We start from the raw sequence: 26,970 nt of genomic DNA, 5'->3' as shown, positions 1-26,970 counted from the left end.
TCCGTGTTTCGGGGTGGGCCGGTCCGCACAGGGCGTCGGCCCGAACGGGCCGAGGAGGGCCGGGTGACGACCTATGACGATCGAGCGAGCCTTACAGATCTGACCGCCACTGCGGAGCGTGTCCGCAGTTCGGTGGAAGGAGTGATCGAAGGCAAGCCTGAGGTCGTACGGCTTTCGCTGACCGTGCTGCTCGCCGAGGGGCATCTTCTGATCGAGGATGTCCCGGGCGTCGGCAAGACCATGCTCGCCAAGGCGCTGGCACGGTCCATCGACTGTTCGGTGCGGCGCATTCAGTTCACGCCCGACCTGCTGCCCTCGGACATCACGGGTGTGTCCATCTGGGACCAGCAGCGCCGGGACTTCGAGTTCAAGCCGGGCGCGATCTTCGCGCAGATCGTGATCGGCGACGAGATCAACCGCGCCTCGCCCAAGACGCAGTCCGCGCTCCTGGAGTCGATGGAGGAGCGGCAGGTCACCATCGACGGGCAGACCTACGAACTGCCCAGCCCGTTCATGGTGGTGGCCACCCAGAACCCCGTCGAGATGGAGGGCACCTACCCGCTGCCCGAGGCCCAGCGCGACCGTTTCATGGCGCGTGTCTCCATCGGCTACCCCAGCGCGGAAGCCGAACTGCAGATGCTGGACATCCACGGCGGGGTGAGCCCGCTCGACGACCTCCAGCCGGTCGCCCACGCGCACGACATCGTGAAACTGATCGACGCGGTCCGCACGGTCCACGTCGCCGACCCGGTGCGCCGCTACGCGGTGGACCTGGTGGCGGCCACGCGCACCCACCCCGACCTCAGACTCGGCGCCTCGCCGCGTGCCACGCTGCACCTGCTGCGCGCGGCGAAGGCGTCCGCCGCTCTCAGCGGCCGGGAATTCGCGCTGCCGGACGATGTGCAGGCGCTCGCCGTCGCGGTCCTGGCCCACCGCCTGCTGCCCACGGCCCAGGCACAGTTGAACCGCCGCACGGCCGAGCAGGTCGTCCAGGAGATCCTCCAGCGCACGCCGGTGCCCGCCGCTCCCCAGCAGTCCGGCCTCTCGATGGGCCGGGGCGCGCCCACGTTCGGTCAGCAGCCGCCCCGGAGGCTGTGATGACGCAGGCGAGCACGGGGCACACCGCCGAGGACAAGGGCGGGCTGCGCACCGCGCTCGCCGGGCTCACCACACGCGGTCGCTCGTTCCTGGCCGCCGGTGTGGCCGCCGCGATCTGCTCGTACGTCCTGGGGCAGGGCGACCTGCTCCGGGTCGGCCTGCTCCTCGCGGCCCTGCCGCTGCTCTGCGCGACCGTGCTGTACCGCACCCGCTACCGGGTCGCGGGCAGCCGCAGGCTCTCCCCCGGGCGCGTGCCCGCCGGCTCCGAGGCCCGTGTCCATCTGCGCATGGACAACATCTCGCGGCTGCCCACCGGCCTGCTGATGCTCCAGGACAAGGTGCCGTACGTCCTCGGTCCGCGCCCCCGCTTCGTGCTGGACCGGGTGGAGGCGGGCGGCCGCCGCGAGGTGTCCTACCGGGTCCGCTCGGACCTGCGCGGCCGCTACCCGCTGGGCCCGCTCCAGCTGCGGCTGACCGACCCGTTCGGCATGTGCGAGCTGACCCGCGCCTTCTCCACGTACGACACTTTGACGGTCATCCCGCGCGTGGAGGCGCTGCCGCCGGTGCGGCTGACCGGCGAGGCGAAGGGGTACGGCGACGGGCGGCAGCGCTCACTGGCCCTGGCCGGCGAGGACGACATCATTCCGCGCGGGTACCGCTACGGCGACGATCTGCGCCGCGTGCACTGGCGGCTGACCGCCCGTTACGGCGAGCTGATGGTCCGCCGCGAGGAGCAGCCCCAGCGCTCCCGCTGCACCGTGCTGCTCGACACCCGGGGCATCGCCTTCCAGGGCGCGGGCCCCGACTCGGCCTTCGAGTGGGCCGTCTCGGGCACGGCGTCGACGCTGGTGCACATGCTCGAACGGGGCTTCTCCGTCCGCCTTCTGACGGACACCGGCACATCGGTGCCCGGCGAGGGCGCCGACGGGTTCGCGGGCGCCAGCCAGGAGTCGGCGGACGCCGCCGGGATGATGATGGACACGCTCGCCGTCATCGACCACTCGGACGGCGCGGGCCTGTCCCGGGCGTACGACGTGCTGCGCGGTGGCAACGAAGGACTGCTGATCGCCTTCCTCGGCGATCTCGACGAGGAGCAGGCGACAGTGCTCGGCAAGATGCGCCAGCGCAGCGGCGGGGCCGTCGCGTTTCTGCTGGACAGTGAGTCCTGGGTGCGGGAACCGACCGAGGTTCCCGGCCCGTTGGACAGGAGCGTGGACCGGCTGCGCATGCTGCGCGAGGCCGGCTGGACCGCCGTGATGGTGCCGCGGGGGACGTCGCTCGCCGAGCTGTGGCGCGAGGCGGACCGTCAGCGCACGCACATGGCGTCGACGGGGACTACCGCGGGGGGTGGTGGCGTATGAGCGGGCGAGCCCGACTGGCGCTGTGCGCGGCGGCGGCCACGATGATGACGTCCTGCGCGCTGTTGCCGCTGGTGAGCCCGGCGACATGGATCTTCCAGGCGTGGTTCCTGCTGGCCGTGCAGACCGGAGTTGGCGCGCTGACCCGGCGGGTTCCGCTGGCCCGGCCGCTGACCGTGGCGGCGCAGGCGCTGGTGACGCTGATGCTGCTGACGCTGGTCTTCGCCCGGCAACAGGCCGTCGCCGGGATCGTCCCCGGCCCCGAAGCCTTCCAGCACTTCTCGGAGCTGCTCCAGGCGGGCGCCGACGACGTGGGCAGATACTCGATTCCGGCCCCGCTGTCGGACGGGATCCGGCTGATGGTGGTCGGCGGTGTCCTGGTGATCGGGCTCGCGGTGGACGCGCTCTCGGTGACCTACCGCAGCGCCGCGCCCGCCGGCCTTCCGCTGCTCGCCCTGTACTCGGTCGCCGCGGGCCTCTCCGGCGGCGGCGCGGCCTGGCTGTGGTTCCTGCTCGCGGCCGCCGGCTATCTGATGCTGCTGCTGGCCGAGGGCCGGGACCGGCTCTCGCAGTGGGGCCGCGTCTTCGGCGGCTCCGGCGGAGCGGCCCGCGCGGCCGGCCCGGAGCTCGCGGGCGGCGTCGTGGCGCCCGTCCGCACCGGGTGGCGGATCGGCGCGGTCACGCTGGTCATCGCCCTGTTCGTGCCGCTCGTCCTGCCCTCGCTCGGCGGCGGCCTGCTGGACGGCGCGGGACGGGGTATCGGCAACGGCACCGGGGACGGCGGCACGATCTCCGCGGTGAACCCGCTGGTCTCGCTCCGCGACAGTCTGAACGTGGACGAGGACCGCACGGTCATGACGTACCGCACCAACACGTCGCAGACGCAGGACCTGTATCTGCGGATCGTCTCGCTGGACGATTTCGACGGTACGGCGTGGAGGCCGGCCCAGCGCCACATCGTGGACGTGCCGAAGACGTTCCCCGCGCCGGTCGGTCTCTCCGGCCAGGTCAAGCGGGCGACGATCCAGACCAGTATCGCGGCGGCCGACTGGTACGCGCAGGACTGGCTGCCGATGCCGTATCCGGCCAGCAAGGTGAGAATCAACGGCAGCTGGCGCTACGAACCCGTGGGGCGCACCCTCGTCGGGGACCACGGCCAGAACACGCGCGGTGTGCAGTACCAGGTCACGAGCCTGATGGTGGAGCCGACGGCGCAGCAGCTGGCGAGCGCCCCGGAGCCCTCGCCCGCGATGAAGCGCGAGTACACCAAGGTTCCGGAGTCGTTGCCCGCGGTGGTGGCGGCCACGGCCCGCAAGGTCACCGCCGGCTCCGCCAACCACTACGAGCAGGCGGTCAAGCTCCAGGACTACTTCGCCGTCAGCGGCAACTTCCGGTACAACACCCAGGTGCAGGCCGGCAGCGGCTCGACGGCGATCGCGAACTTCCTGAGGGACAAGGAAGGCTTCTGCGTCCACTTCTCCTTCGCGATGGCCTCGATGGCGCGGACGCTCGGCATTCCGGCCCGCGTGGCGGTGGGCTTCACGCCCGGGACTCCGCAGGCCGACGGTTCGATGTCGGTGGGTCTGCGGGACGCGCACGCGTGGCCCGAGCTGTACTTCGAGGGCGTGGGCTGGACCCGCTTCGAGCCGACCCCGAGCCGGGGCACGGTGCCGTCGTACACGCAGACGAACACGCCGGGCAACGACGTGCCGGCCGCGCCGAAGCCGACGTTCTCGACGTCCGCGGCGCCCTCCACCGCGCCGTCGGCCAGCGAGAGCTGCTCGGCTCAGCTGCGGAGGCTGGCGGCCTGCCCGGGCCAGTCCTCGGCGGTGGCGGTCGGTGCCCAGGACGACGACTGGCCCTGGTTCAACATCCTCGGGCTGACGCTGGCCGGGCTCCTGGTCCTGGGCGTGCTGCTGCTGCCCATGCTGTGGCGGCTGCGCGTACGGGCCGTGCGGCTCGGCGGTCACGGCCGTACCGAGGCGGACGTGGCGGCGTACACGCTGGGGGCCTGGCTGGAGGTGACCGATTCGGCGTGGGACTACGGGATCGCGCCGGAGGAGTCACAGACGCCGAGGAAGACCGCCGAGCGGATCGTCGCGCTCGGGCAGTTGGATCCGGAGGCCACGGTCTCGGTGCACCGGCTGGCAGCGGCCGTGGAGCAGGTTCTCTACGCTCCGCGTCCCCGGCCGGAGGCGGGCCTCGCGAACGACGCGCGCCGTGTCGAGCAGGCCTTCCGGATCTCCGCGAGCCGTCCCGCCCGGCTGCGTGCTCTCCTCGCTCCCCGTTCGGCCATCCGGGTGATCTGGGCGGCCTCGACCTTCCTGACAGCCCTGAGAACCCGCCTGTCGGCCCGCCGGCAGTCCCTGTTCCACCGCCCGTCGGGCCAGAACAGCTGACGGACACCGGGCCCAAGCCCTCGCCAGGCCTGAGCGGCCTACGGCCCGCGGCCTGGCGAGAGCCGAGCTGCCGCGGGCCGGGTGAGGTGCTGGGGGCCCCGGCCGCCGCGCGCCGAGGGGCGCCAGCGCTGCCTCACTCCGGCCCGCAGCGGGGCCCGCGGCGGCTGTCCGACCGCACATACGCGTGAGGGGGCGTCCACCCGAATCCGGGTGGACGCCCCCTCACGCGTATGTCTGCGGCTGCGACGCCGGAGGCTCAGTTACCGCCCTGTTCGTCGCGACGACGCTGCCAGCGCTGTTCGATTCGGTCCATCACGGAACGACGTTGTCGGGCCTGACGGCGAGCGGCGGGCGAGCCCGACGCGGCCGGCTGTTCACCCGGCTTGGGAGCTTTGCGCCAACCGGTGACGGCGAGCACCGCACAGCCCAGCATGACGAGGAAGCCCACAACGCTCAGCCAGATCTGAACTGCGACCATTCCAGCCATGAGGAGCGCGATACCCACCAGGAAGCCCGCGACCGCCTGGTAAACCCGTCGCCGGGTGTACGTACGCAGCCCGCTTCCCTCAAGCGCTGTCGCGAACTTGGGATCTTCGGCGTACAGCGCTCGCTCCATCTGCTCGAGCATTCGCTGCTCGTGCTCCGAGAGCGGCACGGAGTCCTCCTCATCGTGCAGTCGCCGGGGCGACCGGGGGTCCCCTTCAGGATAGGCAGGGAATCGCCCCCGTGAAACCCGCCCCTCTACGCCAATTCGCCAACCGGAACCCGTCATGGCGACCCCGATGCGCTGAAGCGTGCATTCCCCAGCGAACGGTCCGTCATGCCGGACGGTCTCCCCCGATCATACGGCGCCGCGCACTCGATCGGGTGGTCTGTGGCGTACTCCATGTGCCGCCAAGCCCCTGATCAGCGCCGCACCACGGGGAGCGGCTCAGTCCTCGGCAGCCTCGCGGGCCTCACCGAGCACGTGGAGCTGTGTGGCCACGGAGTGGAACGCGGCGAGTTCGGCCGCCGCCGCCTCCAGCTTCAGCAGGGCCTCCAGGGCACCCGGCTCGGTGTCCACCAGGACCCCCGGCACCAGGTCCGCGAAGACCCGTACGCCGTGCACGGCGGCGACGTGCAGGCCCGCGCCCGCGACCAGGGAGGTGAGCTGTTCGGCGGTGAACCGGTGCGGAACGGGATCACCCTCGCCCCAGCGACCGTCCGGGTCGTCGAGTGCGTGCCGGGCCTCCTTGAAGTGCCCGGCCAGGGCGCGGGCCAGCACGGCTCCGCCCAGGCCCGCGGCCAGCAGGCTGAGCACGCCCTCGGGCCGCAGCGCGTCCACCACGTTGCGGACGCCCTCGGCGGGGTCGTCGACGTACTCCAGGACGCCATGGCAGAGCACGGCGTCGTAGTGGCCGCGCTCGACCACGTCGAACAGGCCGTGCGCGTCGCCCTGGACACCTTGCACGCGGTCGGCGACGCCGGCCTCGGCGGCGCGGCGCTCCAGCGCGAAGAGCGCGTTCGGGCTCGGGTCGACGACGGTGACACGGTGACCGAGGCGGGCGACGGGCACGGCGAAGTTGCCGCTGCCGCCGCCCGTGTCCAGTACGTCGAGCGACTCCCGCCCGGCGGTCTTGACCCGGCGGTCCAGGGCGTCCTTGAGGACCTCCCAGACCACGGCGGTACGGAGAGAAGCGCGGGGGCGCATCGGGTCCGACACGGCAGTTGACTCCTCGGTGCGGCACCGCCTGTCGAACGGCGGAGCGATCTTCGGGCCTCCCGGAGGGAAGGCAGCAGGCGCGTCCACCTTATTGCCTCCGCCGCCGTCACCGAGCCTCCGTCTCACGTGCGCCGGGTCATGTGACGAGCGGGTGCCCGGCGGACGCCGGGCCGCTGTCGGCCCCAGGCTCCCTCGCCGGTCAGCCCGCGTCCGGAACCCCCCTGTCCGCCCGGTCCTGGCCCCCGTCCTGCCGGGGCTGGGGCAGCACGGGTTGCAGCACCAGCATCCGCTCGACGAGGCGCAGGAACATGGCGACGTCGCGTATCAGGTCGTCGGCGTCGCGGGTGGTGGCCGCGCCCTGGATGCCCGCCTCCGCGCGGGCACGGCGGGTGGCCCCGGAGGCGAACAGCGCGCTCCACTCGGTCAGTTCGGGCGCGATCTCGGGGAGCACTTCCCAGGCGCTGCGGATACGGGCCCTGCGCCGGGACGTGGGCTCCGGGCGGGCGCGTGCCGCGAGGACGGCGGCGGCGGTGCGCAGCGCGGCCAAGTGGGCCGTCGCGTACCGCTCGTTGGATGTTTCCAGAACCGTCGCCTCGTCGAGTCCGGCGCGGGCCTGGGAGAGCAGGTCGAGGGCGGCGGGCGGGGCCGTGGCCCGGCGGAGCACGGGGTGCACGTCGCCCGCCGGTCCGGTCGGTGAGGGGGCAGGGCCGGTGGCGCGGCGCCGACGGGCGGCGGCTGCGGAAGAGTTGGCCATGACGAACCTCCTGTCGTCGTGTGACGGCACTGTGGCCGTATGTGCCCATCGTGCGGTATGCCACTGACAATCCGTTCTGACCTGCGCTTTTGCTTCGATCGAAGGTTCGGGATAGTTTTTGCACTGACCAGTCAGTTCAAAAATAGTCCGATGGTGTTTCAGGAGATGGGGGAGCTGTGGACGGTCCGCACGGACTGGGCGTCACGGCCGAGGACTTCGGACTCAAAGGGCCCCGCGGGTGGGCGTTCCGCGGGGTCCGTCTCGACGCGGAGCCCGGATCGCTCATCGCGATCGAGGGGCCGTCCGGTTCCGGCCGCACGTGCCTCCTGCTCGCCCTCACCGGCCGGATGAAGGCCACCGAGGGGACGGCGGCCGTGGGTTCGTCGAGACTGCCGAAGCAGATGGCCGCGGTGCGCCGGGCCGGCGCGCTCGCCCACGTGCCCGGGGTCACGGACCTCGACCCCGCCCTGACCGTCGGCGAGCACCTGAGGGAACGGGCGCTGCTGGAGCGGCGGTTCGGGGGTTCGCTGCGCGCCCTGCTGCGGCCTCGCGGTGAGCGGGTGAGCGGGACCGGCCTGCGGATCGGCGCCGCGCTGTCCGCCGCCGGGCTCGACCCGGAGGCACTGCCCAAGGGGCCGCGAACCGCCGTACGGGATCTGGAACGGCTCGAAGCGCTGCGGCTGTCCGTGGCGCTGGCCCTGATCGGCCGGCCGCGGTTGCTCGGGGTCGACGACACCGACCTCAAGCTGTCGGACGCCGAACGGTCCGAGGTCTGGGCCCTGTTGACGTCTCTCACCGAGTCCGGCACCACGGTCGTGGCGGTGTGCAGCGAGGCTCCCGAGGGCGCCGTCATCGTGTCCACGGCACCGAGCAAGACGTCGAGGACCGCCGACGGACAGGACTCCGGCGGCGCCCGCGCAACCGCGTCCGTGTCCGGGACCGACAGCACGGCCGAGACCCCCGACACCAGCGACAGCGACAGCGACAGCGACAGCGACAGCGGGAACGGGAACCCCAGTAAGGAGACGGCCGATGCGCTCGCCTGAATTGGCCTTTCTCGAACTCCGTCGCTTCGGCCGGGGCAAGCTCCCGCGTGCCGCGCTGGTCGCGCTCCTGCTGCTGCCCCTGCTGTACGGCGCCCTGTATCTGTGGTCGTTCTGGGACCCGTACGGCCGTCTCGACCGCATCCCCGTGGCGCTGGTGAACGACGACAGGGGAGCGACGGCCGACGGCCGGAAGGTCACCCTCGGGGACACCATCACCGAGGGACTGCGCGACAGCGACACCTTCGAGTGGCACGAGGTGAGCTCCGCCGAGGCCCACCGGGGCGTGGAGGACGGCACGTACTACCTGTCGCTGACCATGCCGGGTGACTTCAGCAAGAGGATCGCGTCCAGCTCCGGGGCGTCACCCGAGACGAGCGCGCTCCAGGTGCGGACCAACGACGCGAACAACTACATCGTCGGACAGATCTCCCGAACGGTGTTCGGCGAGGTGCGGACGGCCGCGTCCACGAAGGCCTCGCGTTCGTTCCTCGACAAGATCTTCATCTCGTTCTCGGACATCCACGGGAAGACCGTGCGGGCGGCCGAGGGCGCCGACCGGCTCAGCAGCGGCCTCGGCAAGGCGAAGAAGGGCTCCAAGGACCTGGCCGACGGGCTGAAGGTGGCCAAGAAGGGCAGTGGAAAGCTCTCCGGGGGTCTGCGGAGGCTCACCACGGGCGCGGGTGACCTGGAGGACGGTTCGCGGGAGGTCGCCGACGGCACACAGTCGCTGGCGGACAAGGTCGACGGGGTCGCGGACAAGGCGGGCCCCTTCCTGAAGGACAACGAGAAGTCGATCGGTGACACGGCCCGGCTGGTCGCGGACTCGGCCGCGGGGATCCGCCACAACCTCGGCACCCTGGTGAAGACGGCCCCTGCCGCGGCCAGGGGCGCGCACGCGGCGTCCGACGCGCTGGACAGCGTCTACCGCGCGCGGTGCGAGAGCCTGCCGGTCCCCGACCCGGCGTGTCCCGAGCTGAGGAAGGCCAAGGAGGCGGCCTCCGACGTCGTCGAGGTCGCCGACGACGTGAACGCGCTGATCCGCGACCAGGACGGCGATCTCGGCAGGCTGGACAAGAGCCTGGCGACACTGGAGAAGCAGGCGCGCGCCCTCGCCGACCGCTCACCGCATCTCTCCGAGGACCTCGACGACGCCGTCTCCAGGATCGACAAGTTGAACGACGGGGCCTCCGAGGTCGCCAGGGGCGCGAAGCGGCTGCACTCCGGTCTCGGCACGGCCAGGACCGCCGCGGCGGACCTCGACAAGGGCGTCGGCCGGCTGAAGACCGGCGCGAGCGGCCTCGACGGTGGTCTGTACAAGCTCGTCGGCGGCTCCGGGAAGCTGGCGGGCAGCCTGCACGACGGCGCCGAGCGGATCCCCGACTACGACAAGCCCGACCGCGACCTGCGCACCCAGGTCATGGCCGACCCGGTGAAGATGGCCTCCAGGGACCTGCACAAGGCGCCCAACTACGGCACCGGATTCGCCCCGTACTTCATCCCGTTGTCCCTGTGGGTCGGCGCGATGGTGGCGTACATGCTGATCCAGCCGCTGAACCGGCGCGCGCTCGCGGCGGGCGCCTCGGCGTGGCGCATCGCGCTGGCGGGCTGGCTGCCGGTCGCCGTCGTCGGTGTGCTCCAGACGGCCGCCCTGATGGCGGTGCTGCACTGGGCGATCGGCCTCCAGATGGTGCGGGCGGCCGGAACGGTGGGCTTCCTGTTCCTGGTGGCGGCCTGCTTCGCGGCGATCGTGCAATGGCTGAACGCGCGCTTCGGAGCGGCGGGCCGGATCCTCGTCCTGGCCTTCCTGATGCTCCAGCTGACGTCGGCGGGCGGCACCTACCCCGTCCAGACCAGTCCGGGCTTCTTCAACGCGATCCACCCCTTCCTGCCGATGAGTTACGTCGTCGAGGCCCTCCGGAGACTCATCACCGGCGGCGGCCTGGAGCCGGTACGGACGGCGTGCGCCGTACTGACGGCCTTCACCGTGGGCGCCCTCGCGCTCACCGCCCTGACGGCCCGCCGCAGACAGGTGTGGACCCTCGACCGGCTGCATCCGGACCTGAGCCTGTGACCCCGCGCGCGGGTGCTCCTGTGACAATCGGAGCCATGGAAAGCAGCAGCACCACGGCGGGCGGCGGCGGCCGCCGCGAGGCGACCCGGCAGAAACTCTACGAAGCGGCCGTCACCCTGATCGCCGAGCAGGGCTTCTCCGCCACCACGGTGGACGAGATCGCCGAGCGGGCCGGGGTCGCGAAGGGCACGGTCTACTACAACTTCGCGAGCAAATCGGTCCTCTTCGAAGAGCTGCTGCGACACGGCGTGGGACTCCTCACCGCCTCGCTGCGGGAGGCGGCGGAACAGACCGCCAGGGACGGCGGCAGCAACGTCGACGCGCTGGACGCGATGATCCGGGCCGGGCTCGTCTTCATCAACCGCTATCCGGCGTTCACCCAGCTCTACGTGGCGGAGCTCTGGCGCACCAACCGGGCCTGGCAGTCCACCCTGATGGTGGTGCGGCAGCAGGCGGTGGCGGTCGTCGAGGGCGTTCTGCGCGACGCGGTGGCGGGCGGGGAGCTCAGCGACGAGATCGACATCCCGCTGACGGCGGCGGCGCTGGTCGGGATGGTCCTGGTGGCCGCCCTGGACTGGCAGGCCTTCCAGCCGGAACGCTCCCTGGACGACGTCCACGCGGCACTGTCCCGGCTCCTCCAGGGCCGGGTGAGCGGCAACGGCTGAGCCGGGGCGACGACTCCGCCTCCCGGACCACGCACCGCACCCGGCGTGAGCGTTCCGCGCACGAAAGCGCCGGTCCGGCCGGCCGCGTCCCCCGCGGGCCGTCCGTACCGGCGCTTCGTCGTGCTCCCCCGTACCCCGTTGGGCCCCCGTTCGGTCGTCCCCCGGGTTCCCCCGTGTCTCACTCCCGCCGAGCGGGTCGGCGGAAGGAGCGGCCAAGGGCGCGAGTTCCGTTCCGCCGCCCCGTGTCGGCGGTGCCGGAGCCGCGCCCCTTTCCGTGTCTCCACTCTCTCGTTCCCGCAGGTCGGACCCATCCGTGCGGCTACTCATCTCACCCTGTAGGTACGGATACTCAGGCATACGCACTCAGACCCAGGACACCTCGTCGCCGACTGGCTACGATCGCCTCCGTGTCCGTACTACCTCTGGTCTTCACCAGCGGCTGGGCCAGCGGCGTCAACGCCTACGCGGTGGTGCTGCTCCTCGGCGTCTTCGGCGCGACCGGACTGAGCGACGACGTCCCGGAGTCCCTGCAACGCCCTGAGATCCTGGTCACAGTCGGCGTTCTCTTCCTCTGCGAGGCGGTCGCCGACAAGATCCCGTACGTCGACTCGGTGTGGGACTCCGTGCACACCGTGATCCGGCCGGCGGCGGGCGCCTGGGTCGGCGCGCTGCTCGCCGGACAGAGCGGCTCGGTCTCGGATCTGACAGCCGGCCTGATCGGCGGTTCGACGGCGCTGGCGAGCCACGCGGTCAAGGCCGGGACACGGATGGCGATCAACACCTCTCCGGAGCCGTTCAGCAATCTCGTGATGAGCACCGCCGAGGATCTCGGCGTCGCGGGCCTCCTCACGCTGGCGATGTTCCATCCCGAGGCCGCGGCGGTCATCGCCGGTGTCCTGCTGTTCACCGGGCTCGGGGTGCTCTACTTCCTCGTCTCGCGGATCAGACGGTTTCTGCGCCGCCGGGCGCGGCGACGGGAGGAGCGCCGGACGGCCGCGACGCCGGTGCGGCCGTCCGGCCACGCGCCGCGGCCGGACCTCGACTGACCGCGGCTCCGGGACGGGACTGTCGGTGGGGGCCGATAAAGTCGCCGGCATGGGACGGATTGCGGTGATCGGCGCCGGGATGGGCGCGATGGCGACCGCCGCCCGGCTGGCCGTCGCGGGCCACCGGGTGGTGGTGTACGAGCGGACGGAGACGTACGGCGGTGCGGTGCGCCGCTTCGAGCGGGACGGCTTCGCCTTCGACACGGGCCCGGGCCTGCTGCCGGTGCCCGCGGTCTACCGCGACCTGTTCGTCAAGACGGGAAAGCGGCCGCTGGAGGAGTGCGTCGAGCTGGTGCAGGTCGACCCGTCGACCGACCATGTCTTCGCCGACGGCACCCGGGTGTCCCTGCCGAACGCCTCGCGCGCGGGTGTGCTCACCGCGCTGGACGAGGCGCTCGGCGGGTACGCGGGAACGCGGTGGGGCGACTTCCTGGTGCGGGCCCGCGAGGCGTGGGACCGCTCGCGCAGACCGCTCCTGGAGGAGCCGCTGTGGCCCAACTGGGCGGTGCTGGCCGAGCGTGAGCCGTATCCCTCGGTGCCGCACAAGAAGCTGCTGCGCACCCGCCGGGCCGCCACCCTCACCGAGGTCGCCGCCTGGGAGCTGCGCGACGCGCGTCTGACGGCTCTCCTGGAGAGCCACGCCCTGGTGTACGGGCTGGACCCGCGCGTCACCCCGGCGAGCGCCGCCGTGCTGCCGTACATGGAGCACGCCTTCGGTACGTGGTACGTGCGCGGCGGCATCCGGGAGCTGGCGCGCGCCGTGTACGAGCGGTGCCTGGAGCGCAGGGTCGAGTTCCGCTTCTCCACCGCCGTCGAGCGGATCGTCGAGCAGGACGGCCGGGTCGTCGGTGTTGAGCTCTCCGGGGGCGGCTCCGAGCCCGCCGGATCCGGGGGAGGCACGTTCGCGGAGGCGGACTTCGTGGTCGCGGGCGTGGCGCCCGGCGTCCTGGGCGGCCTCCTCCCCGGGGAGGTGCTCCGGGGCGGTGACGAGGTCCCGCCGCAGCCCGGGACGTCCAGCAGGCTGACCGTGCTGCTCGCGCTGCGCGGCGGACGGCCTTCCGGGGTGGCGCACAGGACGGTGGTCCACACGCTCGACCGCGACGGCGAGCTGGACCGGCTCTTCGGCGAGCGTCCCTCGGTGCCCTCGGTGCCCACCGTCGTGGTGTCACGCCCCGCCGACCCCGCGCTCGTACCGGACGCGGAGCACGAGGCGGTCACGCTGACCGTCACGGTGCCGTCGGGCGCCCAGGTGGCCGAGGCGGACGTCGAGCGGGTTCTGGACGCCGCCGAGCGTGCCCTGCCGGGTCTGCGCGACCGGCTGCTGTGGCACGAGGCGCGTACTCCGGCCGACATCGCGGAGGCGACCGGTGCGGCGGGCGGCGCGGTTCCCGCCCCCGCGCTGGCCGCGGCGGACGGACGGCTGCTGCACCCGTCGAACAGCACACGGATACCCGGGCTCTTCGCGGCCGGGGGCTGGGCGCACCCGGGCGGCGGTCTGCCGCACGCGGGCATGTCGGGCGCGCTGGTGGCCGGGCTGATCGTGGAAGGACCGGAGTTCCAGGGCTCGCGGTGAACGGCCCGGCGGGCAGGAGCGGCGGCCGGGGCACGAACAGGCGGCAGGGCGCGACGCGCCGGTGGTCCGGGGGTGGCGGGCGCTGAGATCCAGGTACGGCGGGCAGCGGTGCCGGGAGGCCGTCGGCCGCTGTCCGGCCGGTCAGTAGCGGTACTGCTCGTCGAACCCGGCGCTGCCGTTGCCCTGGCCGTTGCCCTGGTACGGGTACTGCTGCTGCTCGGGCGGGAGTTCGGCGCCGTACTCGTCGGTGCGCTGCTGCGGCACCCAGACGCCGCCGGCCGGGGTCTCGCCGCCGTACGTGCCGGTGGCGTACTGGTCCTGGCCGTAGTTCTGCTGTTGCTGCGCGTACTGCTGGTCGCCGCCGTTGTAGGCGGTGTTGTCGTACGAGGCGCCCGTGTACGTCTGCTGGCCGATGTACGGGTCCGAGTAGGCGGCGTACTGCTGCTGGCTGTTGTCGTAGCCGTACTGCTGCTGTTGCTGTTGCTGCTGGTCGTAACCCGTGTAGCCGTCGTACGCGTACGCCTGCTGGCCCTGGCCGCCGGCCGCGTAGGCCTGCTGGTCCTGGGCCGTCGCGTAGGCCTGCTGGTCCTGGGACTGGGACGCGTCGGCGTAGGACTGGTCGGTGGCGGCGTAGGCGGCGCCGTTGTAGACGCCGTAGGAGCCGGTGTCCTCGGGCAGGGGCTGCGGTTCGTACACCGAGGTGGACTCGGCGGCCGTGGGCTCGGCCGGCTCCGGGGGCATGAAACGGTCGGACGCGGCGGGCGTGAAGACGTCGTCCTCGGCGGCGGCGTACTGGTCGTCGCGCCGGTAGGCAGCCTCCTCGACCGCGTCGAGGTCGGAGTCCTCCGCCGACGGGTCGACGTTCTCCGGGTCCTCCGGCTCGCCGCGGCGGCGCTTGCTGGGCTTGGCCGGCGCGGAGCGGCCGTTGATGGCCCAGCCCTGGGCGAAGCCCTGGCGGAACGACAGCGTCACATACGTCTGGCCGACCGTGAAGGCGGCCGCGCCCAGGCCGATGACCACGACCGAGTGCATCAGGACGCCGAGAACGACACCGAGGAAGCCGACGAACGCGAGCAGCCGGAACCGCAGCCGCGCCTTGTACTGCAGCAGCACCTCGCCGAGCAGCCACAGTGCGACGATGCCGAATGCCAGATAGAGGACCGTCAAGCCCATGTACGCCCCTCTCCCAGTGGCCGCTACGCAGTGTGTCGTACGTGGGTGCGACCGGTCTAGGCCTGCTGCGGGTGGTGCAGGCCCAGATTCTCGTAGATTTCCAGCGTCGCCGTGGAGTTGTTCAGCGTGATGAAGTGCAGTCCGGGGACTCCCTCGGCCAGCAGCCTCGCACAGAACTCCGTCGCGAACTCGATCCCAATGGAGCGTACAGCCGCCGGATCGTCTTTGACTGTGAGGATCCGCTCTTTCAGGACGTCCGGGAACGAAGCGTTCGAGAGTTTGGGCAGCCGTTCCAACATCTTCACACTCGTCACCGGCATGACCTCGGGGATGACCGGCGTCGCGCAGCCCGCCGCGTCGACGCGGTCCCGCAGGCGGAGGTAGGACTCCGGCTGGAAGAACATCTGCGTGATCGCGTAGTCGGCGCCGGCGCGGCACTTGTCGACGAAGTGGGAGACGTCCAGGTCCCAGGTGGCGGACCGGGGGTGCATCTCGGGGAAGGCCGCGACCCCGACGCAGAAATCGCCGGACTCCTTGATGAGGTGCACGAGTTCGGCCGCGTAGGTCAGACCCTTGGGGTGGGGGACCCACTCGCCCATGGGGTCGCCGGGCGGGTCGCCGCGCACGGCGAGCATGTTGCGGATGCCCGCGTCCGCGTACTGCCCGATGATGTTGCGGAGCTCCGCGATGGAGTGGTTGACCGCGGTGAGGTGCGCGACGGGGGTGAGGGTCGTGTCGAGGACGATCTGCTCGGTCTCCCTGACCGTGCCGGCCCGCGTGGAGCCGCCGGCTCCGTAGGTCACGGAGACGAAGTCGGGCGCCACGGCCTCGACCCGCCGCAGGGCGTTCCACAGGTTCCGCTCGCCCTTGGGGGTCTTCGGCGCCGAGAACTCGAAGGAAAAGGTCTGTTTGCCGGTCGCGAGCATGTCGCGCACGGTGCGTGCGCGATCAGTCCTGGTGGAAGCAGATCCGAGGGCCATACTCGCAGGTTAGTCAGAGGGCGCCGGTCCCCCAACCGAACCGCTGCCATTTGTCCGATCTGTCGACTTCTTGTCCACCCCTCGGACACGCGCGGACACCCGCGGGCGCCCCCGGACACCTGCGGACAGCGGCCCCGCCGGGACGCTCCGCGCGGGCGACTCGCGCGCCTAGGCCGCGCGCAGTCGCTTCGCGAACTCCGCCGCCGCCGCGCCCGGGTCGTCCGCCTCGGTGATCGCCCGTACGACGACGACCCGGCGGGCGCCCGCTTCGAGCACCTCGTCGAGCCGGCCGAGGTCGATGCCGCCGATCGCGAACCAGGGACGGTCGGTGCCGAGGGCGGCCGTGCCGCGGACCAGGCCGAGGCCGGGTGCGTGGCGGCCGGGTTTGGTGGGGGTGGGCCAGCAGGGGCCGGTGCAGAAGTAGTCCACGCCCTCCTGGACCGCGGCGGCCGCGGCCTCGGACTCGGCGTGTGTGGAACGGCCGATGAGCACGTCGTCACCGAGGATCGCGCGGGCCGCGGGAACCGGGAGGTCGCCCTGGCCCAGGTGCAGTACGTCGGCGCGGACGGCGTGGGCCACGTCCGCCCGGTCGTTGACCGCGAGGAGTTTGCCGTGCCGGGCGCAGGCGTCCGCGAAGACCTGGAGGTGTTCCAGCTCCTCCCCGGCCTCCATGCCCTTGTCGCGCAGCTGCACGATGTCGACGCCGCCCGCCAGGACCGCGTCGAGGAACCCGGCGAGGTCGCCCTGACGCCTGCGGGCGTCGGTGCACAGGTAGACACGGGCGTCGGCGAGCCGGCTCCGCGCGGTCGTGGCGTCGTTCTCGGGCATGCGTGGATCCCCCGTTTGTCGGTGCGCGGGGAGCGCGGCGGCCGGGATGGTCCCGCCGCCGCGCCCGCCGTGCCGGACGGTCGCGTTCAGGTCAGACGGCGAGCGCCTGGGCGCGGCGCTTCACCTCCGTGCCGCGATTCTCGCTCAGAGCCTGCGCGGGGGTGCCGGGCAGGCTCGGGTCGGGGGTGAAGAGCCACTCGAGGGCCTCTTCGTCGGAGTAGCCGTCGTCCCTCAGGAGCGTCAGGGTGCCGGCCAGGCCCTTGACGACCTTCTGTTCGTCCGCGTCGATGAACTCGGCGGGGACGTGCAGCGCGCGGTTCTCACCACGGCGTACGGCGATCAGCTGGCCGTCCTTGACCAGCTGCCGGACGCGCGTCACCTCGACGCCGAACTGTTCGGCGATGTCGGGGAGGGTGAGCCAGGCGGGGACGAGAGCATCGATCTTTGCGTCAATCTCGGTCACGGGACAAGCCTGCCATCCCGGACCGACAGTCGGAAGCCAAGGGCGTCCGGCCTGGGGTGACGGATCAGGCCGTGGCGCCCTTCAGGGGCCTCGACGGGTCCGCGAGCAGTTCCGGATCCATGGGGGCGCCCGCCTCGATGAGCCGGCGGCCCTGGGCGAGATCCCTCGGGCGGCCCACCGCCAGGAGGGCGACGAGACGCGTGTCGCGGAGCCAGCACACCGACCAGGAGACGCCCGACGGGTCGCCGCGCCACACCAGGGTGTCGGCCGGCGAGTGGTGGCCGACGTACTGCACGAAGCGGCCGAACTGCTCGGACCAGAAGTACGGCACCGGGTCGTAGGCGGCGGGCGCCTCCCCGACGATGTTCAGGGCGACCGTGCGCGGACCCTGGAGGGCGTTGTCCCAGTGATGGACGAGGAGGCGGTCCTCGTAGCGTCCCGAGGGGAAGGAGGCGCAGTCGCCGACCGCGTAGACGTCGGGCAGGGAGGTGCGCAGGTGGTCGTCGGCGACGATCTCGCGGTGCGCGCCGAGTTCGATGCCGGAGCCGGCGGTCCAGGCGGTCGCGGGCCGCGCCCCGATCCCGACCACGACGGCGCCCGCGGGCACCCGGGAGCCGTCGTCGAGGATCACCGCGCCGGCCTCGACGCGCTCCACGCGCGCGTGGGTGCGCAGCGTGGCCCCGCTGTCCGCGTACCAGGCGGCCATCGGCGCGGCCACCTCGGCGGGCAGCGCGCCGGCGAGCGGACGGTCGGCGGCCTCGACGACCGTGACCGCGCAGCCCGCCTCGCGCGCCGCCGTGGCGAACTCGGCGCCGATCCAGCCCGCGCCGACGACCACGATGTCGTGCTGCTGGGTGAGGACGGGGCGCAGCCGGTCGGCGTCGTCGAGAGTACGCAGCAGATGCACCCCGGGCACGCCTTCGGCGCCGGGGAGCTGGATCGGCTCGGCGCCGGTGGCGACGACCAGGACGTCGTACGGGACGGGTCCCGCGGCCGTGTCCAGTTCGTGGTCGCCGGGGCGCACGCCGAGCGCCTCGCGGCCCAGCCTGAGGTCGATGTCCAGTGCCTCGAAGTCGATGTCGAAGGCGGAGCCCTCGGCCTTGCCCAGCAGGACGGCCTTGGACAGCGGTGGCCGGTCGTACGGCTGATGCGGCTCCGCGCCGATCAGCGTGACGGTGCCCGTGAAGCCCTGCTCGCGCAGGGCGACCGCGGTCTGCACTCCGGCCATGCCCGCGCCCACCACGACGACCCGCCGTGCCGTGGGCCCCTGCGACTGAGACTGTGCCTGCGTCTGCTCGCTCACCCGGTCACCATAGTCAGCTGACAATTCGTCAGTCAGCGGACGTGCTCAGTGACCTGTTCCACACGGCTCGTCCCGCGCGTCTCTTCCACCACGCTCGTTCCCGTGCCCTCCCGCGACTCCCACGTCCAGGTCTCCTCCAGCCGCACGCGGCCGTCGGGCAGTTCCACGACGAGGGACACGCAGTGGCCCGACGCGGTGGTCCCGTCGCGCTTCAACTGCACGTACCGGAAGTCGAGGCGGTCGCCCTCACGGGTGCCCACGAGGTGTCCGCGGACGATGTCGCCGCCCGCGTAGTCGGCCCAGACCGTGCCGTCCTCCTCGTGATAGGTGAACCGGGTGCGGGTGCCCACCTGGCCCGGTGCCTGGTCGGCGACGGGGGCGAGGACGAGGCCGTCGAGCGGTCGCGCCATGGTCGGAGGCTCCCTTACTGAGACGGACGGGGGCGGGCTAGGGTGGCCAACGTAAAGCACTCGCGGGAGCCCGGACGCACCGGGCTGAGAGGGAGGCTGGGGCGGCCTCCGACCGTACGAACCTGATCCGGGTCATGCCGGCGAAGGGAGGGGCTGGACGCCCATGTCGCCCGCACGTTCGTCAGACGTCCTCGTCATCGGGGGCGGGATCATCGGCCTGGCGACGGCCTGGCGGGCCGCGCAACGCGGCTTCACCACCGCCCTCGTGGACCCCGCGCCGGGTGGTGGGGCCGCCCAGGTCGCGGCCGGAATGCTCGCCGCCGTCACCGAACTGCACTTCGGCGAGGAGACCCTGCTCGGTCTCAACCTCGCCTCCGCGCGCCGCTATCCGGACTTCGCCGCCGAGCTCACCGAGGCGACCGGCCAGGATCTCGGCTACCGCCGGTGCGGCACGCTGGCCGTCGCGCTGGACGCCGACGACCGCGCCCATCTGCGGGAACTGCACGCTCTACAGGTCCGGTCGGGGCTGGAGTCGGAGTGGCTGAGCGGCCGTGAGTGCCGCCGTCTGGAGCCGATGCTCGCACCCGGCGTGCGCGGGGGTCTGCGGGTCGACGGCGACCACCAGATCGACCCGCGGCGCCTGGCGGGAGCCCTGGTCACGGCGTGCGAGCGGGCCGGAGTGGCGCTGCACCGGACGTGGGCGGAGCGCCTGACGGTCGTACGGGACCGGGCCGCCGGAGTCGTCACCACGGACGGCGCCGAACTCACCGCGGGCCAGGTGGTGCTCGCCGGGGGCAGCCTCAGCGGGCGTCTGGCGGGCGTCCCCGACGACGCCCGGCCGCCGGTGCGCCCGGTGAAGGGGCAGGTACTGCGGCTGACCGTGCCGCGGCGGTACGCGCCCTTCCTCAACCGCACCGTGCGGGCCGTGGTGCGCGGCAGCCACGTCTACCTGGTGCCGCGCGAGAACGGTGAGCTCGTGGTGGGCGCGACCAGCGAGGAACTGGGCTGGGACACCACCGTGACGGCGGGCGGCGTGTACGAGCTGCTGCGGGACGCCCACGAACTGGTCCCCGGGATCACCGAGTTGCCGCTCGTCGAGACGCGGGCCGGGCTGCGCCCCGGCTCGCCCGACAACGCGCCGCTGCTCGGCCCGACCGCGCTGGACGGACTGTTGCTGGCCACCGGGCACTTCCGCAACGGGGTGCTCCTGACGCCCGTCACGGGCGACGCGATGGCCCACGTCCTGACCACCGGCGCGCTCCCCGCCGAAGCCCTCCCCTTCACCCCCCTGCGCTTCGGCGCCACCGCCCTCACGGAGCTGCCCGTATGAACATCGTCGTCAACGGGGAGCGGCAGCGGATCGCCGCGGGGACCGCTCTCGACGCGCTCGTCGCGACCCTCACCCCGGCACCGGCCGGAGTGGCCGCGGCCCTGAACGAGACCGTCGTCCCGCGCGGGCAGTGGTCGTCCACCTCCCTCACCGAGGGCGACCGCGTCGAAGTCCTCACCGCCGTCCAAGGAGGCTGACCCATGGCCGACGATCCCTTCGTCCTCGGTGGTACGGCCTACGGGTCCCGGCTGATCATGGGGACGGGCGGCGCGCCCAGCCTCGACGTGCTGGAGCGTTCCCTGGTGGCGTCCGGTACGGAACTGACGACGGTCGCGATGCGGCGTGTGGACGCGTCCGTGCACGGCTCGGTCCTGTCGGTGCTCGACCGGCTCGGTATCCGCGTCCTGCCGAACACGGCCGGCTGCTACACCGCCGGTGAGGCCGTGCTGACCGCCCGGCTGGCACGCGAGGCGCTGGGCACCGACCTGGTCAAGCTGGAGGTCATCGCCGACGAGCGCACCCTGCTGCCCGATCCGATCGAACTGCTCGACGCGGCGGAGACGCTGGTCGACGACGGCTTCACCGTGCTGCCGTACACGAACGACGACCCGGTGCTGGCGCGCAAGCTGGAGGACGTCGGCTGCGCGGCGATCATGCCGCTCGGTTCACCCATCGGGTCCGGGCTCGGGATCCGGAACCCGCACAACTTCCAGCTGATCGTCGAGCACGCGCGCGTGCCGGTGATCCTGGACGCGGGGGCGGGCACGGCGTCGGACGCCGCGCTCGCGATGGAGCTGGGGTGCGCGGGGGTCATGCTCGCCTCGGCGGTGACGCGGGCGCAGGAACCCGTGCTGATGGCGGAGGCCATGCGGCACGCGGTGGAGGCGGGGCGCCTGGCGCGGCGGGCGGGGCGCATCCCCCGGCGGCACTTCGCCCATGCGTCCTCTCCCGTGGAGGGCATGGCGGCGCTGGACCCGGAGCGCCCGGCGTTCTGATCATCTGCCCGCGTACCGCCGGACCGTTGGATCGTCGGTTTCCGGCCGGACGGGCACGTCGGGCCTCCCGCGGGAGCGCCCGCCGTCGGCGGGTGCGGAGGGCACAAGGTGTCCGCCGCACCCGAGTGCGACCCGTGTGACGTGCTCCTCATGTCACGGGGCGGACCACGCGTGGTGCGTGCCGCCGCCGGTCGTGGGCCGCTCCGGCGACCGTGCGGGTTGTCGCGTTGCGGCCTTGCGACTTCGAACCAGGTCTGATCGGACATCTGTGCGACGAACGGAACTTCGTGCGCGCGGTGTGCGTCACAGCTCGGCTGCAGTCGGGCCCAGGTATCCGCCTAACGGGGCGTCGTGACAGTGGCGGCTCGTAGACTCACCTGCGTGGATACGACCCTTCAGGACCCCCTTGTCGGACACGTGCTCGACGGCCGCTACCGCGTCGACGCACGGATCGCGGTCGGCGGGATGGCCACGGTCTACAGGGCCCTGGACACCCGCCTCGACCGCGTGCTCGCGCTCAAGGTGATGCACCCGACGCTGGCCGCCGACGGTTCGTTCGTCGAGCGGTTCATCCGGGAGGCCAAGTCGGTGGCCCGGCTGGCGCACCCCAATGTGGTGCAGGTCTTCGACCAGGGGGCGGACGGGTCGTACGTCTATCTGGCCATGGAGTACATCGCCGGATGCACCCTGCGGGACGTGCTGCGCGAGCGCGGCGCCCTGCAGCCCCGGGCCGCGCTCGACATCCTGGAGCCGGTGCTCGCCGCGCTCGGCGCCGCGCACCGCGCCGGGTTCGTGCACCGCGACATGAAGCCGGAGAACGTCCTGATCGGGGACGACGGCCGGGTCAAGGTGGCGGACTTCGGCCTCGTCCGCGCCGTGGACACGGTGACCAGCACGACGGGCGCCGTCCTCGGCACCGTGTCGTACCTCGCCCCCGAGCAGATCGAGCACGGCACCTCCGACACCCGGGTCGACGTCTACGCCTGCGGAGTCGTCCTCTACGAAATGCTCACCGGCGCCAAGCCGTACACCGCGGACTCCCCCGCGCAGGTGCTCTACCAGCACCTCCACGCGGACGTGCCGCCTCCCTCCGCCGTCGTGCCGGGCATGGCGTACCCGCTGGACGAGCTGGTCACCGCGGCCACCGCCCGCAATCCCGACGCCCGCCCGGCCGACGCGGTGGCGCTGCTCGGCCAGGTCCTGGAGACACGGGCCGGCCTCACCGCCGAGCAGCTCGACGCGGTGCCGCCCGGTGCCCTGTCCGTGGGCCACGACAACGCCGGCGACCGTACGAGCGTGATCCCGCGCTCGCTGTCCGTCCCCCGCCCGCTTCCCGTGAACGACGACGCTCTCGACCGGACCAGCCGGTTCGAGCAGAGCAGCCCCTTCGGCGCCGCGCCGGCCATGCCGGCGCGGCCTCCGGGCACGCGTCCGCGGCGCGGGATGCTGATGGTCGTCGCCGCGATCGTGCTCGTGCTCGGCCTCGGCGCCGGTGTCTGGTACATCAACTCGGGCCAGTTCACCAAGGTCCCGCCGGTCCTCGCGAAGACGGAGCAGCAGGCCAGGTCCCGGCTCCAGGACGCCGGGCTCGACGTCAAGCGGGTCAAGCACGCCTACAGCGACACCGTGAAGCGCGGCACGGTCATCAGCACCGACCCCGGTGTCGGCGAGCGGATCCGCGACAACGACTCCGTGACGCTGACCGTCTCCAACGGCCCCCAGACGGTGAAGGTGCCCGACCTGAAGGGCTTCGCGCTGTTCAAGGCGAAGGACGTCCTGAAGGGCGACGGGCTCGCCCCGGGCATGGTCACCCGCGAGTTCAGCGAGGACGTGACCAAGGGCTTCGTGATCGGTACGGATCCGGGCGCGGGCACCACGCGGCACTCGGGCTCGGCCATCGCGATCGTCGTCAGCAAGGGCGCCCCGGTGGAGCTGCCCGACGTGACCGGCTCGTCGGTCGAGGACGCCACCGCGCAGCTGGAGGGCGCGGGCCTGAAGGTGAAGATCGCCGCGGAGCAGGTCACCTCGGACTTCGACAAGGGCCAGGTCGCCCAGCAGTCACCGGGCGCGGGCCACGAGGCCGCCACGGGCGACACGGTGACGCTGACGGTCTCCAAGGGCCCCGAGATGGTCGGGGTCCCGGACGTCGTGGGCGACAGCGTGGACGACGCGAAGAAGGCGCTGGAGGATGCCGGGTTCCAGGTCGACGAGGACCGCGGACTGCTCGGGCTCTTCGGCGACACGGTCAAGAAGCAGTCGGTGCACGGCGGCGACACGGCGCCCAAGGGCTCGACGATAACGATTCAGATCCGCTGAGCCCGGCGGACGTACGGCCTCCGGCCGGGCAGCCGCTCGGAGGCCGCTCCCCCAGGAGGCCCGCGAGGTCCGTGAGGTCCGCACGCGGGGCGCTCGGCGGCGCGTGACACCCTGACGGGTGTGACCAGCAAGCAGCTCCGCAACCCCGTCGGCGGCCATGTCCCCGTGGCCGGCGGCCTCAACTCCGTCGGCCTGTCCTACGCCCGCGACCTCGCGGCCGAGGCCGTCCAGGTCTTCGTCGCCAACCCGCGCGGCTGGGCGACGCCCCCCGGGAACCCGAAGCAGGACGAGGACTTCCGCGCGGCCTGCGCCGCCGGGTCGATCCCCGCGTACGTCCACGCCCCGTATCTGATCAACTTCGGTTCGCACACCGAGGCGACGGTCGAGAAGTCGGTGGAGTCGCTGCGGCACTCGCTGCGGCGCGGGCGGGAGATCGGTGCCCTGGGTGTGGTCGTGCACACCGGGAGCGCCACCGGCGGCCGGGAGCGGTCCGTCGCCCTCAAGCAGGTGCGCGACCGGCTGCTGCCGCTGCTGGACGAGCTGACCCATGACGACGACCCGTTCCTGCTCCTGGAGTCGACGGCCGGCCAGGGCGCCTCCCTCTGCTCCCGCACCTGGGACTTCGGACCGTACTTCGAGGCCCTGGACGCCCACCCCAAGCTGGGCGTCTGCCTCGACACCTGCCACATCTTCGCGGCCGGGCACGATCTGACCGGGCCGAGCGGGATGCACCAGACCCTCGATCTGCTGGTCGACACCGTCGGCGAGGGGCGCCTGAAGCTGATCCACGCCAACGACTCCAAGGATGTCGTCGGCGCGCACAAGGACCGTCACGAGAACATCGGCTCCGGCCACATAGGCGAGGACCCGTTCCGCGCCCTGATGACGCATCCCGCCACGGAGGGCGTCCCCCTGGTCATCGAGACGCCCGGCGGAAAAGAGGGGCACGCGGCCGACGTGGAGCGGCTGAAGAAACTCCGCGACGGCTGAGGACAGGGCCCGCCCGGCAGTTCGCGGACACATGAGGGAATACCCCAGGGGGGTATACGGTTCCTATCGAGTGCGGGAACCGCCACCTGGCATTGGGGGCCACTCATGCGGCAGCACGAGACGCAGGCGCGGCAAGCGGGGCACACGCCTCACGCGGGACCCGCCGGTGATGCGCACGGGCACCACGAGGCGCACGGACACGCACACGCGCCCGCCGGGGCGACGTGGCCGACGGCCGCGCGGGCGACCCTGCACTGCCTCACCGGCTGCGCCATCGGCGAAGTGCTCGGCATGGTGATCGGCACGGCGTTCGGCTGGGGAAACACGCCAACGACGGTCCTCGCGATCGTGCTGGCCTTCTTCTTCGGCTACTCGCTCACCCTGCGCGGCATCCTGACGGCGGGAGTCGACTTCCGGACGGCGTTCCGGGTGGCCCTGGCAGCGGACACCCTGTCGATCGCCGTGATGGAACTGATCGACAACGGGGTGATCGTGCTGTGGCCGGCCGCGATGGACGCGAAACCGGCCGACGCGGTCTTCTGGTTCTCGCTGGCCGTCTCCCTGGTGATCGCCTTCGCGGTCACGACGCCCGTCAACAAGTGGATGATCGGCCGGGGCAAGGGACACGCGGTGGTCCACCGGTACCACCACTGACACACCCGGAGAGGAACGCCCGGACAGAAACGCCGGGACTCAGAGTTCGGGGCCCTCCCCGGGCTCCTCCTGGTAGGAGTAGCGCTGCTCGCGCCAGGGGTCGCCGACGTTGTGGTAGCCGCGCTCCTCCCAGAAGCCGCGGCGGTCGGCGGTCATGTACTCGACGCCGCGCACCCACTTGGGCCCCTTCCACGCGTACAGATGCGGGACGACCAGGCGCAGCGGGAAACCGTGTTCCGCCGTCAGCAGTTCGCCGTCCTTGTGCGTGGCGAAGATGGTGCGCTCGGAGGCGAAGTCCGCGAGGCGCAGGTTCGAGCTGAAGCCGTACTCGGCCCAGACCATCACATGGGTGACGGCCGGCGCCGGCGGGGCTATCTCCAGGATCGTACGGGCGGGGACGCCACCCCATTCGGCCCCGAGCATGCTGAACTTCGTGACGCAGTGCAGATCGGCGACGACGGAGGCGTACGGGAGGGCGGTGAACTCTTCGTGGGTCCAGCACTGCTTCCCGCCGTCGGCGGTGGCGCCGAAGACCCTGAATTCCCAGCGTTCGGGGCGGAACTTGGGGACGGGCCCGTAGTGGGTGACCGGCCAGCCGCGCTGAAGTCGCTGTCCCGGCGGAAGCTCCGACTGTGCCGTTTCTCCAGATTCGCGCTCCACCGGCTGACCCATGACTCCATCCTGACAGACCCGGAACAGTGCCCATGACCAGCACGGGGCGAATTCGGGCAACTCATAGTAAGCATGCACTTACTGGACGCTTTTCGGTGCCGGTGCGAAGATGCGGCGCAATCTGCCCAGTCCCCCGCCTGGAAGGAGCCTCTGCGATGCAGGGCGACCCCGAGGTCATCGAATTCCTCAACGAGCAGCTGACCGGTGAGCTGACCGCGATCAACCAGTACTTCCTGCACGCGAAGATGCAGGAGAACTTCGGCTGGACGAAGCTCGCGAAGTACACCCGGCACGAGTCGTTCGACGAGATGAAGCACGCGGAGGTGCTGACCGACCGGATCCTCTTCCTGGACGGACTGCCGAACTACCAGCGGCTCTTCCACGTCCGGGTGGGGCAGACCGTCACCGAGATGTTCCAGGCCGACCGGCAGGTGGAGGTCGAGGCGATCGACCGCCTCAAGCGCGGGATCGAGGTGATGCGCGCGAAGGGCGACATCACGTCCGCGAACATCTTCGAGTCGATCCTCGAGGACGAGGAACACCACATCGACTACCTGGACACCCAGCTGGAACTGGTCGAGAAGCTCGGCGAGGCGCTCTACATCGCGCAGCTCGTCGAGCAGCCGGAGAGCTAGGCGGGAACTAGGCCGCCTCGCGCCCGGCGGTCCCGTACTCGACGGCCTCGCGGCGGGCGGCCCCGGTCTGTCCGAGGACGTCGGAGAGCACCGGCATACCCTGGTCGGCCAGCTCACGGCGCGGACACGAGCCCCTGCCCAGCAGTGCCTGGATCCGGCGTACGCACGAACCGCAGTCCGTGCCCGCCTTGGAGGCCGAGGCTATCTGCCGAGGAGTACAGGCACCGTTCTCCGCGTGCTTCTTCACCTGCTGTTCGGTGATCCCGAAGCAACTGCAGACGTACACGCGGTTCACCTCCCGCCGGAATCGTGGGGTCGTGCCGTCCCGATGATCGGTGAGGCAAACCTAACCTTACCCGTGACACAGGAACCACAAAAGTGGTGCGGGGGGGGGGGGGGGGGGGGGGGGGGGGGGGCCTCCCCCGGGGGGGGGGGGGGGGGGGGGGGGGGGGTTTTTGTCGGTTGGTGGGGAGTTCTGCGGCGGGGGAAAACAAAGGAAAAGGAGGGGT

26 protein-coding genes and 1 riboswitch are annotated in these 26,970 nt (G+C 72.0%); of the genes, 15 read left to right on the top strand and 11 right to left on the bottom strand.

Features of this window, described 5'->3' with window-relative positions:
- Positions 1-63: 63 nt before the first annotated feature.
- From ACZ6KY_RS00920 to ACZ6KY_RS00910, 3 genes are read left to right on the top strand one after another with little or no spacing between them, the layout of a single operon-like run.
- Complete coding sequence (locus ACZ6KY_RS00920; RefSeq protein WP_355850420.1) at positions 64-1,098, top strand: AAA family ATPase; 1,035 nt, start codon at positions 64-66, stop codon at positions 1,096-1,098.
- Complete coding sequence (locus tag ACZ6KY_RS00915; RefSeq protein ID WP_469308162.1) at positions 1,098-2,459, top strand: DUF58 domain-containing protein; 1,362 nt, start codon at positions 1,098-1,100, stop codon at positions 2,457-2,459. Before ACZ6KY_RS00920 ends, ACZ6KY_RS00915 begins: the two co-directional genes overlap by 1 nt.
- Complete coding sequence (locus ACZ6KY_RS00910) at positions 2,456-4,855, top strand: transglutaminase TgpA family protein (protein WP_469308161.1); 2,400 nt, start codon at positions 2,456-2,458, stop codon at positions 4,853-4,855. Before ACZ6KY_RS00915 ends, ACZ6KY_RS00910 begins: the two co-directional genes overlap by 4 nt.
- Positions 4,856-5,111: 256 nt before the next feature.
- Here the strand turns inward: ACZ6KY_RS00910 and ACZ6KY_RS00905 are convergent, their stop codons facing one another.
- From ACZ6KY_RS00905 to ACZ6KY_RS00895, 3 genes are all read right to left on the bottom strand, one after another.
- Complete coding sequence (locus ACZ6KY_RS00905; RefSeq protein WP_469308160.1) at positions 5,112-5,510, bottom strand: DUF3040 domain-containing protein; 399 nt, start codon at positions 5,508-5,510, stop codon at positions 5,112-5,114.
- Positions 5,511-5,786: 276 nt separating this feature from the next.
- Positions 5,787-6,557 carry a methyltransferase gene (locus ACZ6KY_RS00900; RefSeq protein ID WP_469308159.1) on the bottom strand — a complete coding sequence of 257 codons (771 nt, stop codon included), beginning with the start codon at positions 6,555-6,557 and terminating at the stop codon, positions 5,787-5,789.
- Positions 6,558-6,756: 199 nt separating this feature from the next.
- Complete coding sequence (locus ACZ6KY_RS00895) at positions 6,757-7,311, bottom strand: SAV_6107 family HEPN domain-containing protein (RefSeq protein ID WP_469308158.1); 555 nt, start codon at positions 7,309-7,311, stop codon at positions 6,757-6,759.
- A gap of 176 nt (positions 7,312-7,487) precedes the next feature.
- Here ACZ6KY_RS00895 and ACZ6KY_RS00890 point away from each other — a divergent pair, with 176 nt between their 5' ends.
- The 5 genes from ACZ6KY_RS00890 (at position 7,488) to ACZ6KY_RS00870 (ending at position 13,712) form a co-directional block, all read left to right on the top strand.
- The gene (locus ACZ6KY_RS00890) at positions 7,488-8,357 is read left to right on the top strand and encodes an ATP-binding cassette domain-containing protein (RefSeq protein ID WP_469308157.1); all 870 of its coding nucleotides are present in this window, start codon (positions 7,488-7,490) and stop codon (positions 8,355-8,357) included.
- Positions 8,344-10,428: a YhgE/Pip family protein gene (locus ACZ6KY_RS00885; RefSeq protein WP_469308156.1), complete on the top strand. Its 2,085-nt coding sequence runs from the start codon at positions 8,344-8,346 to the stop codon at positions 10,426-10,428. Before ACZ6KY_RS00890 ends, ACZ6KY_RS00885 begins: the two co-directional genes overlap by 14 nt.
- A gap of 35 nt (positions 10,429-10,463) precedes the next feature.
- Complete coding sequence (locus ACZ6KY_RS00880; protein WP_469308155.1) at positions 10,464-11,093, top strand: TetR/AcrR family transcriptional regulator; 630 nt, start codon at positions 10,464-10,466, stop codon at positions 11,091-11,093.
- Between the two features lie 407 nt (positions 11,094-11,500).
- Positions 11,501-12,139: a DUF4126 domain-containing protein gene (locus ACZ6KY_RS00875; RefSeq protein ID WP_469308154.1), complete on the top strand. Its 639-nt coding sequence runs from the start codon at positions 11,501-11,503 to the stop codon at positions 12,137-12,139.
- A gap of 49 nt (positions 12,140-12,188) precedes the next feature.
- Entirely contained in the window at positions 12,189-13,712 is a 1,524-nt protein-coding gene (locus ACZ6KY_RS00870; protein ID WP_469308153.1) for a phytoene desaturase family protein, read from the top strand.
- A 141-nt stretch (positions 13,713-13,853) separates the two neighbouring features.
- On the opposite strand, the gene ACZ6KY_RS00865 is transcribed toward ACZ6KY_RS00870, so the two are convergent.
- The 6 genes from ACZ6KY_RS00865 to ACZ6KY_RS00840 all read right to left on the bottom strand — a co-directional run bounded on the left by ACZ6KY_RS00865 (position 13,854) and on the right by ACZ6KY_RS00840 (position 18,869).
- Positions 13,854-14,885, bottom strand: a complete 1,032-nt coding sequence (locus ACZ6KY_RS00865; RefSeq protein WP_469308152.1) for an SCO2102 family sporulation regulator — start codon at positions 14,883-14,885, stop codon at positions 13,854-13,856.
- A 56-nt stretch (positions 14,886-14,941) separates the two neighbouring features.
- On the bottom strand, positions 14,942-15,865 hold the full coding sequence (gene metF, locus ACZ6KY_RS00860) for a methylenetetrahydrofolate reductase [NAD(P)H] (RefSeq protein ID WP_469308151.1): 924 nt from the start codon (positions 15,863-15,865) through the stop codon (positions 14,942-14,944).
- Between the two features lie 168 nt (positions 15,866-16,033).
- Entirely contained in the window at positions 16,034-16,693 is a 660-nt protein-coding gene (gene thiE, locus ACZ6KY_RS00855; protein WP_469308150.1) for a thiamine phosphate synthase, read from the bottom strand.
- A gap of 91 nt (positions 16,694-16,784) precedes the next feature.
- Positions 16,785-17,156, bottom strand: coding sequence for an Rv2175c family DNA-binding protein (locus ACZ6KY_RS00850; RefSeq protein WP_469308149.1), 372 nt, complete (start codon positions 17,154-17,156; stop codon positions 16,785-16,787).
- Between the two features lie 64 nt (positions 17,157-17,220).
- A complete protein-coding gene (locus ACZ6KY_RS00845) occupies positions 17,221-18,459 on the bottom strand; it encodes an NAD(P)/FAD-dependent oxidoreductase (protein WP_469308148.1) in 1,239 nt (412 codons plus the stop codon).
- A gap of 32 nt (positions 18,460-18,491) precedes the next feature.
- A complete protein-coding gene (locus ACZ6KY_RS00840; protein WP_469308147.1) occupies positions 18,492-18,869 on the bottom strand; it encodes an avidin-fold protein in 378 nt (125 codons plus the stop codon).
- Positions 18,870-18,921: 52 nt separating this feature from the next.
- Positions 18,922-19,035: riboswitch (TPP riboswitch) on the top strand.
- Here ACZ6KY_RS00840 and thiO point away from each other — a divergent pair.
- The 6 genes from thiO (at position 19,033) to ACZ6KY_RS00810 (ending at position 25,154) form a co-directional block, all read left to right on the top strand.
- The gene (gene thiO / locus ACZ6KY_RS00835) at positions 19,033-20,199 is read left to right on the top strand and encodes a glycine oxidase ThiO (protein ID WP_469308146.1); all 1,167 of its coding nucleotides are present in this window, start codon (positions 19,033-19,035) and stop codon (positions 20,197-20,199) included. It overlaps the preceding riboswitch by 3 nt.
- On the top strand, positions 20,196-20,396 hold the full coding sequence (gene thiS, locus ACZ6KY_RS00830) for a sulfur carrier protein ThiS (RefSeq protein ID WP_469308145.1): 201 nt from the start codon (positions 20,196-20,198) through the stop codon (positions 20,394-20,396). The genes thiO and thiS overlap by 4 nt, the downstream gene beginning before the upstream one ends.
- Before the next feature lie 3 nt (positions 20,397-20,399).
- A complete protein-coding gene (locus ACZ6KY_RS00825) occupies positions 20,400-21,194 on the top strand; it encodes a thiazole synthase (RefSeq protein WP_469308144.1) in 795 nt (264 codons plus the stop codon).
- A gap of 381 nt (positions 21,195-21,575) precedes the next feature.
- The gene (gene pknB / locus ACZ6KY_RS00820; protein WP_469308143.1) at positions 21,576-23,510 is read left to right on the top strand and encodes a Stk1 family PASTA domain-containing Ser/Thr kinase; all 1,935 of its coding nucleotides are present in this window, start codon (positions 21,576-21,578) and stop codon (positions 23,508-23,510) included.
- Between the two features lie 120 nt (positions 23,511-23,630).
- Positions 23,631-24,500, top strand: a complete 870-nt coding sequence (locus ACZ6KY_RS00815) for a deoxyribonuclease IV (protein ID WP_469308142.1) — start codon at positions 23,631-23,633, stop codon at positions 24,498-24,500.
- Between the two features lie 105 nt (positions 24,501-24,605).
- Positions 24,606-25,154: a DUF4396 domain-containing protein gene (locus tag ACZ6KY_RS00810; protein ID WP_469308141.1), complete on the top strand. Its 549-nt coding sequence runs from the start codon at positions 24,606-24,608 to the stop codon at positions 25,152-25,154.
- A 39-nt stretch (positions 25,155-25,193) separates the two neighbouring features.
- Here the strand turns inward: ACZ6KY_RS00810 and ACZ6KY_RS00805 are convergent, their stop codons facing one another.
- Complete coding sequence (locus ACZ6KY_RS00805) at positions 25,194-25,826, bottom strand: sulfite oxidase-like oxidoreductase (protein WP_469308140.1); 633 nt, start codon at positions 25,824-25,826, stop codon at positions 25,194-25,196.
- 155 nt (positions 25,827-25,981) lie between these two features.
- Here ACZ6KY_RS00805 and bfr point away from each other — a divergent pair, with 155 nt between their 5' ends.
- Positions 25,982-26,461, top strand: a complete 480-nt coding sequence (gene bfr / locus ACZ6KY_RS00800; RefSeq protein ID WP_266757830.1) for a bacterioferritin — start codon at positions 25,982-25,984, stop codon at positions 26,459-26,461.
- A 7-nt stretch (positions 26,462-26,468) separates the two neighbouring features.
- On the opposite strand, the gene ACZ6KY_RS00795 is transcribed toward bfr, so the two are convergent.
- Complete coding sequence (locus ACZ6KY_RS00795) at positions 26,469-26,756, bottom strand: (2Fe-2S)-binding protein (protein WP_469308139.1); 288 nt, start codon at positions 26,754-26,756, stop codon at positions 26,469-26,471.
- Positions 26,757-26,970 lie beyond the last annotated feature (214 nt).

Source organism: Streptomyces sp. NPDC042002, from assembly GCF_055588305.1.
This window is presented reverse-complemented; position numbering and strand designations above follow the sequence as displayed.

Bases quoted from the DNA above. Each gene is read 5' to 3' on its own strand.
- ACZ6KY_RS00910 (WP_469308161.1), top strand. From the start codon at position 2,456: ATGAGCGGGCGAGCCCGACTGGCGCTGTGCGCGGCGGCGGCCACGATG.
- thiE (WP_469308150.1), bottom strand. From the start codon at position 16,693: ATGCCCGAGAACGACGCCACGACCGCGCGGAGCCGGCTCGCCGACGCC.
- ACZ6KY_RS00870 (WP_469308153.1), top strand. From the start codon at position 12,189: ATGGGACGGATTGCGGTGATCGGCGCCGGGATGGGCGCGATGGCGACC.
- ACZ6KY_RS00810 (WP_469308141.1), top strand. From the start codon at position 24,606: ATGCGGCAGCACGAGACGCAGGCGCGGCAAGCGGGGCACACGCCTCAC.
- bfr (WP_266757830.1), top strand. From the start codon at position 25,982: ATGCAGGGCGACCCCGAGGTCATCGAATTCCTCAACGAGCAGCTGACC.
- ACZ6KY_RS00895 (WP_469308158.1), bottom strand. From the start codon at position 7,311: ATGGCCAACTCTTCCGCAGCCGCCGCCCGTCGGCGCCGCGCCACCGGC.
- ACZ6KY_RS00805 (WP_469308140.1), bottom strand. From the start codon at position 25,826: ATGGGTCAGCCGGTGGAGCGCGAATCTGGAGAAACGGCACAGTCGGAG.
- ACZ6KY_RS00865 (WP_469308152.1), bottom strand. From the start codon at position 14,885: ATGGGCTTGACGGTCCTCTATCTGGCATTCGGCATCGTCGCACTGTGG.
- thiS (WP_469308145.1), top strand. From the start codon at position 20,196: ATGAACATCGTCGTCAACGGGGAGCGGCAGCGGATCGCCGCGGGGACC.
- ACZ6KY_RS00885 (WP_469308156.1), top strand. From the start codon at position 8,344: ATGCGCTCGCCTGAATTGGCCTTTCTCGAACTCCGTCGCTTCGGCCGG.
- ACZ6KY_RS00825 (WP_469308144.1), top strand. From the start codon at position 20,400: ATGGCCGACGATCCCTTCGTCCTCGGTGGTACGGCCTACGGGTCCCGG.
- ACZ6KY_RS00880 (WP_469308155.1), top strand. From the start codon at position 10,464: ATGGAAAGCAGCAGCACCACGGCGGGCGGCGGCGGCCGCCGCGAGGCG.
- ACZ6KY_RS00915 (WP_469308162.1), top strand. From the start codon at position 1,098: ATGACGCAGGCGAGCACGGGGCACACCGCCGAGGACAAGGGCGGGCTG.
- ACZ6KY_RS00840 (WP_469308147.1), bottom strand. From the start codon at position 18,869: ATGGCGCGACCGCTCGACGGCCTCGTCCTCGCCCCCGTCGCCGACCAG.
- thiO (WP_469308146.1), top strand. From the start codon at position 19,033: ATGTCGCCCGCACGTTCGTCAGACGTCCTCGTCATCGGGGGCGGGATC.
- metF (WP_469308151.1), bottom strand. From the start codon at position 15,865: ATGGCCCTCGGATCTGCTTCCACCAGGACTGATCGCGCACGCACCGTG.